This is a genomic window from Streptomyces sp. NPDC043861, from assembly GCF_056435905.1.
In genome coordinates this window covers 1-5,756 of sequence record NZ_JBWKDP010000031.1, presented here as the reverse complement: position 1 = coordinate 5,756, position 5,756 = coordinate 1, and the positions used below count along the sequence as shown (strand labels likewise).

Here is a 5,756-nt window from a genome sequence, read left to right as displayed (position 1 = left end):
CCGGAACACATGGTGCCGTCCGCGGTCGTGGTCCTGGACGCGTTGCCGTTGACCGGCAACGGGAAACTCGACCGCAAGGCCCTGCCCGCCCCGGAGCTGTCGGCTGGTGCCGGTTCCGGGCGTGAACCGGCCAACGAACGCGAGCGGGCGCTGTGCCAGGCGTTCGCCGAGGTTCTGCGGGTGCCCGAAGTCGGCGTCGACGACGACTTCTTCGCACTCGGCGGACACTCCCTGCTCGCCGTCCGTGTGACGAGCCGGATACGTGCGGCGCTCGGCGTCGACGTCGAGGTCCGTGCCCTGTTCGAGGCCCCGACCCCGGCCGGCCTCGCTGCCCGGCTCGCAGGTGCCGGGGCGACCCGGAAAGCTCTCACGGCCGTGGAGCGTCCGGAGCTCCTGCCGCTCTCCTTCGCCCAGCGTCGCCTCTGGTTCATCGGCCAGTTGGAGGGCCCGAGCTCGACGTACAACATCCCGATGGCACTGCGGCTGGCCGGAGAGGTCGACGTCGCGGCTCTGAACGCCGCGCTGCGGGACGTGCTCGGGCGTCACGAGGTTCTGCGCACAGTGTTCGCGACGGTCGACGGCGAGCCGTACCAGCGGATCATCGGCATCGACGACCTGAAGTGGGAGCTGGAGGTCGCAGAGGTCGCATCGGCCGACCTGGACGACGCGGTGTCCGCCGCGTTCGACCACACCTTCGACCTGGCCCAGCAGGTACCGTTCCGGAGCTGGCTGTTCAGGACCGATACGGGCGAGCACACGCTGGTCGTGGTGACGCACCACATCGCCGGCGACGGCTGGTCGAGAGGCCCGCTCGTGCGGGATCTTTCGGCCGCCCACGCGGCGCGGCGGGCGGGCCGGGCACCGGAGTGGGAGCCGCTGCCGGTGCAGTACGCGGACTACGCGCTCTGGCAGCGCGAGCTGCTGGGCGACGCCGACGACCCGTCCAGCCTGATGTCCCGCCAGACCACCTTCTGGCGCGAGGAACTGGCCGGTGCTCCGGAGGAGCTGGAGCTGCCGGCCGACCACGCGCGGCCTGCCACGTCCAGCTACCGCGGCCACCGTGTACCGCTGGAGATCCCGGCGGCCGTCCACGCGCGGCTGGCCGAGACCGCGCGGTCCGAAGGCGCGACCATGTTCATGGTGCTGCAGAGCGCCCTCGCGGTCCTGCTCAACCGCCTCGGCGCCGGCACGGACATCCCGATCGGCACGGTCAACGCCGGCCGTACGGACGAGGCACTCGATGACCTGGTCGGTTTCTTCGTCAACACCCTCGTGCTGCGGACGGACCTCTCCGGCGACCCGACCTTCGCCGACGTCCTGGCACGCGTACGAGAGACGAGCCTGTCCGCATTCGCCCATCAGGACGTGCCCTTCGAGAAGCTGGTCGAGGAACTCGCCCCGTCCCGGTCCCTCGCACGGCACCCGCTCTTCCAGGTCTCCCTGTCTCTGGAGAACGTGACGGACGCCGTGACCGACCGGCTCGTGACCGGGGCCAGGACGCTGTCGGCCGGTGAGTCGGTCTCGCAGTTCGACCTCGAGGTCGACGTCGAGGAGGTCTTCGACGCCTCCGGTTCCCCGGCCGGGGTCCGTGGCGCGGTGGTCGCGGCAGCCGACCTGTTCGAGCCGGAGACGGTCGAGCGCATCGCGGTCTGGTTCGGGCGAGTGCTGGCCTTGTTGGCCGATGACCTCCAGCTGCCGCTGCACGCGGTGCGGGTGCTCGACGATGCCGAGCGCGAGCAGCTGCTGACCGAGTGGAACGCCACGGCGGTTGAGGTCCCCCCGGTCACGGTGACCGAGCAGTTCGAGGCGCAGGCGGCCCGCGACCCGCTGGCGGCGGCTGTCCTGGAAGGCGGTGTGGCGCTCTCGTACGGGGAGTTGAACAGGCGGGCGAACCAGTTGTCGCGTCTGCTGCTTGCCCGGGGGGTCGGGCCGGAATCGGTGGTCGCCGTGGTGATGGGCCGCGGCGCCGACCAGATGGTGGCGGTGCTCGGCGTGCTGAAGGCGGGGGCGGCATATCTGACCGTCGACCCCGAGTACCCGGCGGACCGCATCGCCTACATGTTCGAGGATGCCCGGCCGGTGTTGGCACTGGCCTCGACGGACACCGTGGGTGTGGTGCCCGGGGACGCAGCACCAACCGTGGTGACGGGCTCTCCGGAGACCGTGTCCCTGCTGAACGGCCTGGCGGAGACGGACCTCGGCCAGGACGAACGGCCCGCTGTGCTGCTCGCCCACGCGGCGTATGTGATCTACACGTCGGGTTCGACGGGTCGGCCGAAGGGCGTGGTGCTGACGCACGACGGGTTCGCGAACACCGCGGCGGCTCTGGCGCGGCGGTACCCGACGAAGGTGGGACCGCGCTCGCGGATGCTGCAGTTCGCCTCGGTGAGCTTCGACATGTTCTGCTCCGAGTGGGTGCTCGCCCTGACGGCTGGGGCGGCGCTGGTGGTCGTCCCGGCTGAGCGGCGGCTCGGCGCCGAGCTGGCCGACTTCATCTGCAGCGAAGGTGTGACGCACGCCGCTTTCCCGCCCGGCGTGCTGGCCGGCCTGGACGCCGGCTCGATACCCGCCGACGTGGTCATCGACGCGGGCGGCGAGGCGCTGTCGCCGGAACTGGTCGACACATGGGCGGATGGCCGGGAGTTGTTCAACTCCTACGGGCCCACGGAGACCACGGTGGATGCCGCTGTGTGGCGCTGCCGTCCGGGAGTGGAGCAGGTGCCGATCGGCACCCCGATCGCCAATACCCGGCTGTACGTCCTGGACGCCTCGCTGTCCCCCGTACCGGTGGGAGTGGCGGGCGAGCTGTACGTGGCGGGCGCGGGCCTGGCACGCGGTTACCTCGACCGTGCGGGGCTGACGTCCGAGCGCTTCGTGGCCGATCCGTACGGTCCGGCGGGCTCGCGCATGTACCGCACCGGAGACCTCACGCGGTGGAACGCCCATGGTGAGATGGAGTTCCTGGGCCGTGTCGACGAGCAGGTCAAGATCCGCGGCTTCCGGATCGAGCCGGGCGAGATCCAGGCCGTGATCACTTCGCTTCCCGAGGTCGCGCAGGCAGCGGTGATCGCCCGCCAGGACGGCCCCGCTGGACCGCGCCTGGTTGCCTATGTCGTTCCGACGACCGAGTCCGACGAACTGGCCGCCCTCGTGCGCCGGTCCGCCGAGGAGCAGCTGCCGGCGTACATGGTGCCGTCGGCGGTGGTGGTGCTGGACGCGCTGCCGCTGTCGGCCAACGGGAAGCTGGACCGCAAGGCCCTGCCCGCCCCCGAGTACACCACCGGCACGGGCAGGGGCCCGGCCACGCCCCAGGAGGAGATCCTCTGCGCCGTCTTCGCCCAGACCCTGGGTGTGGAGTCGGTGGGAGTCGACGACGACTTCTTCGCCCTGGGTGGCCACTCCCTGCTCGCGACCCGGCTGATCGGCCGGGTGCGGTCGGTGCTCGGCGTGGAGGTACCGCTGCGGGCGCTGTTCGAGGCGCCGACGGTGGCGGGTCTGGCGGCCCGTCTCGGGGGTGCGGAGCGGGCACGGGTGGCGCTGACGGCGGGGGAGCGGCCTGAGCGGGTGCCGCTGTCTTTCGCGCAGCGCCGGCTCTGGTTCATCAACCAGCTCGAAGGCCCGGGCGCGACCTACAACGTCCCCACCCTGCTCCGGCTGCCGGGTGCTGTGGACCGCACGGCCCTCGCCGCCGCTTTCCGGGACGTGCTCGGGCGGCACGAGGTGCTGCGGACCGTGTTCCCGGTCCTCGACGGTGAGCCGTACCAGCGGATCGTCGGCATCGAGGACCTGGACTGGGAGCTGTCGGTGTCCCACGTGGCACCGGCCGACCTGGAGAGCGCGGTCGCCGCGGTGTCGGAGCACGCCTTCGATCTTTCTGCCGAACTCCCCTTCAGGGCAGCGCTGTTCGAGGCCGGCCCGGATGAGCGGTGGTTGGTCGTGGTGATGCATCACATCGCGAGCGACGGCTGGTCGGAGGGACCGCTGGCGCGGGACCTGTCGGTGGCGTACGCGGCACGGAGCGAGGGCCGGGCGCCCGCCTGGGAGCCGCTGCCGGTGCAGTACGCCGACTACACCCTCTGGCAGCGCGAGCTGCTGGGTGACGAGCAGGACCCGGACAGCCTGCTCGCCCGTCAGATCGCGTACTGGCGTGATGCGCTGTCGGGTGCCCCGGAGGAGCTGGCTCTGCCGTTCGACCGGCCGCGTCCGGCGGTGGCGTCCCACCGTGGTCACCGCGTGTCGCTGGAGGTTCCGGCGGAGGTTCATGCGCGGTTGGTGGAGGTGGCGCGTGCTGAGGGTGTGACGCCGTTCATGGTGTTGCAGGCGTCGTTGGCGGTGTTGCTGTCGAAGCTGGGTGCGGGGTCGGACATTCCGATCGGTTCGGCGAATGCCGGTCGTACGGATGAGGCGCTGGACGATCTGGTCGGTTTCTTCATCAATACGCTGGTGGTGCGGACGGATCTGTCGGGGGACCCGACGTTCCGTGAGGTGCTGGGCCGGGTGCGGGAGACGACGCTGTCGGCTCTGGCGCATCAGGACGTGCCGTTCGAGAAGCTGGTCGAGGAACTGGCCCCGGCACGGTCGATGGCCCGCCACCCCCTCTTCCAGGTCGTGCTGACGACGCAGAACACCATCGACGCGGTGCTGGACCTTCCCGGCCTGAACGCTGAGGAACAGACCGGCGGGGAGAGTGCGGAGGAGATCCGAGCCGCGGCAGTGTACGAGTCGGCGGCCAAGTTCGACCTGGATGTCATCGTCGCCGAGGTGTTTGGTGTGGATGGTCGTCCGGGGGGTGTGCGTGGTTCGGTGACGGTGTCGGCGGATCTGTTCGATGCGGAGTGGGCGTCGCGGATCGCGTTGGCGTGGGTGCGGGTGCTGGATGTGGTGACGCGGGAGCCGGGTGTGCCGGTGGGTGTGGTGGATGTGCTGGGTGAGGTCGAGCGGGAGTGTGTGCTTTCGGGTTGGAATGCGACTTCTGCTGTGGTGCCGGGTGTGGCGGTTGTGGAGTTGTTTGAGGGGCAGGTGGGCCGGACGCCGGATGCGGTGGCGGTGGTTGCGGATGGTGTGGAGGTGTCGTTCGCGGAGTTGGATGAGCGGGCGAACCGGTTGGCGCACTATTTGGTGGGTCAGGGTGTGGGGGCGGAGTCGGTGGTGGGGTTGTGTCTGCCGCGGGGTGTGGAGACGTTCGTCGGGATTCTGGCGGTGTGGAAGGCGGGTGCTGGGTATTTGCCGGTGGATGCCGGGCAGCCGACGGAGCGGGTGGCCTTCATGGTGAAGGACAGTCGTGCGGCGTTGGTGCTGACGACTGAGGAGATTCTGGATGAGCTGCCCTCTGTGGGGGTTCGTTTGGTGGCGGTGGACGGTGTGCTGGTGGAGATGCAGCTTGCTGCGTTGCCGGCGACTGCTCCTGGGGTGGGGGTGCATGCGGATGGGGTGGCGTATGTGATCTATACGTCGGGTTCGACGGGCCGTCCGAAGGGTGTGGCGGTGACGCATGGTGGGTTGGCGAATTATGTGTCGTGGGTGCCGGGTCGGGTGGGCTTTGGTGTGCCGGGGGGTCGGTATGCGCTGTTGCAGGCGCAGGCGACGGACTTGGGTAACACGGTGGTGTTCGCGAGTTTGGCGACGGGTGGTGAGCTGCATGTCCTGGACGAGGGTGCGGTGACGGATCCGTTGGCGGTGTCGGCGTATCTGGCGGAGCGTCGGATTGATTTCCTGAAGGTGGTTCCCTCGCATGTGGCGGCGTTGTCGTCGGGGGT

The 5,756-nt window shown here is 70.0% G+C and carries 1 protein-coding gene; it reads left to right on the top strand.

The genetic code is table 11. The annotated features are described in order from the left end of the window. The coding region (locus AC068D_RS35505) for an amino acid adenylation domain-containing protein (protein WP_478827281.1) at window positions 1–5,756 on the top strand (5,756 nt) is incomplete at both ends.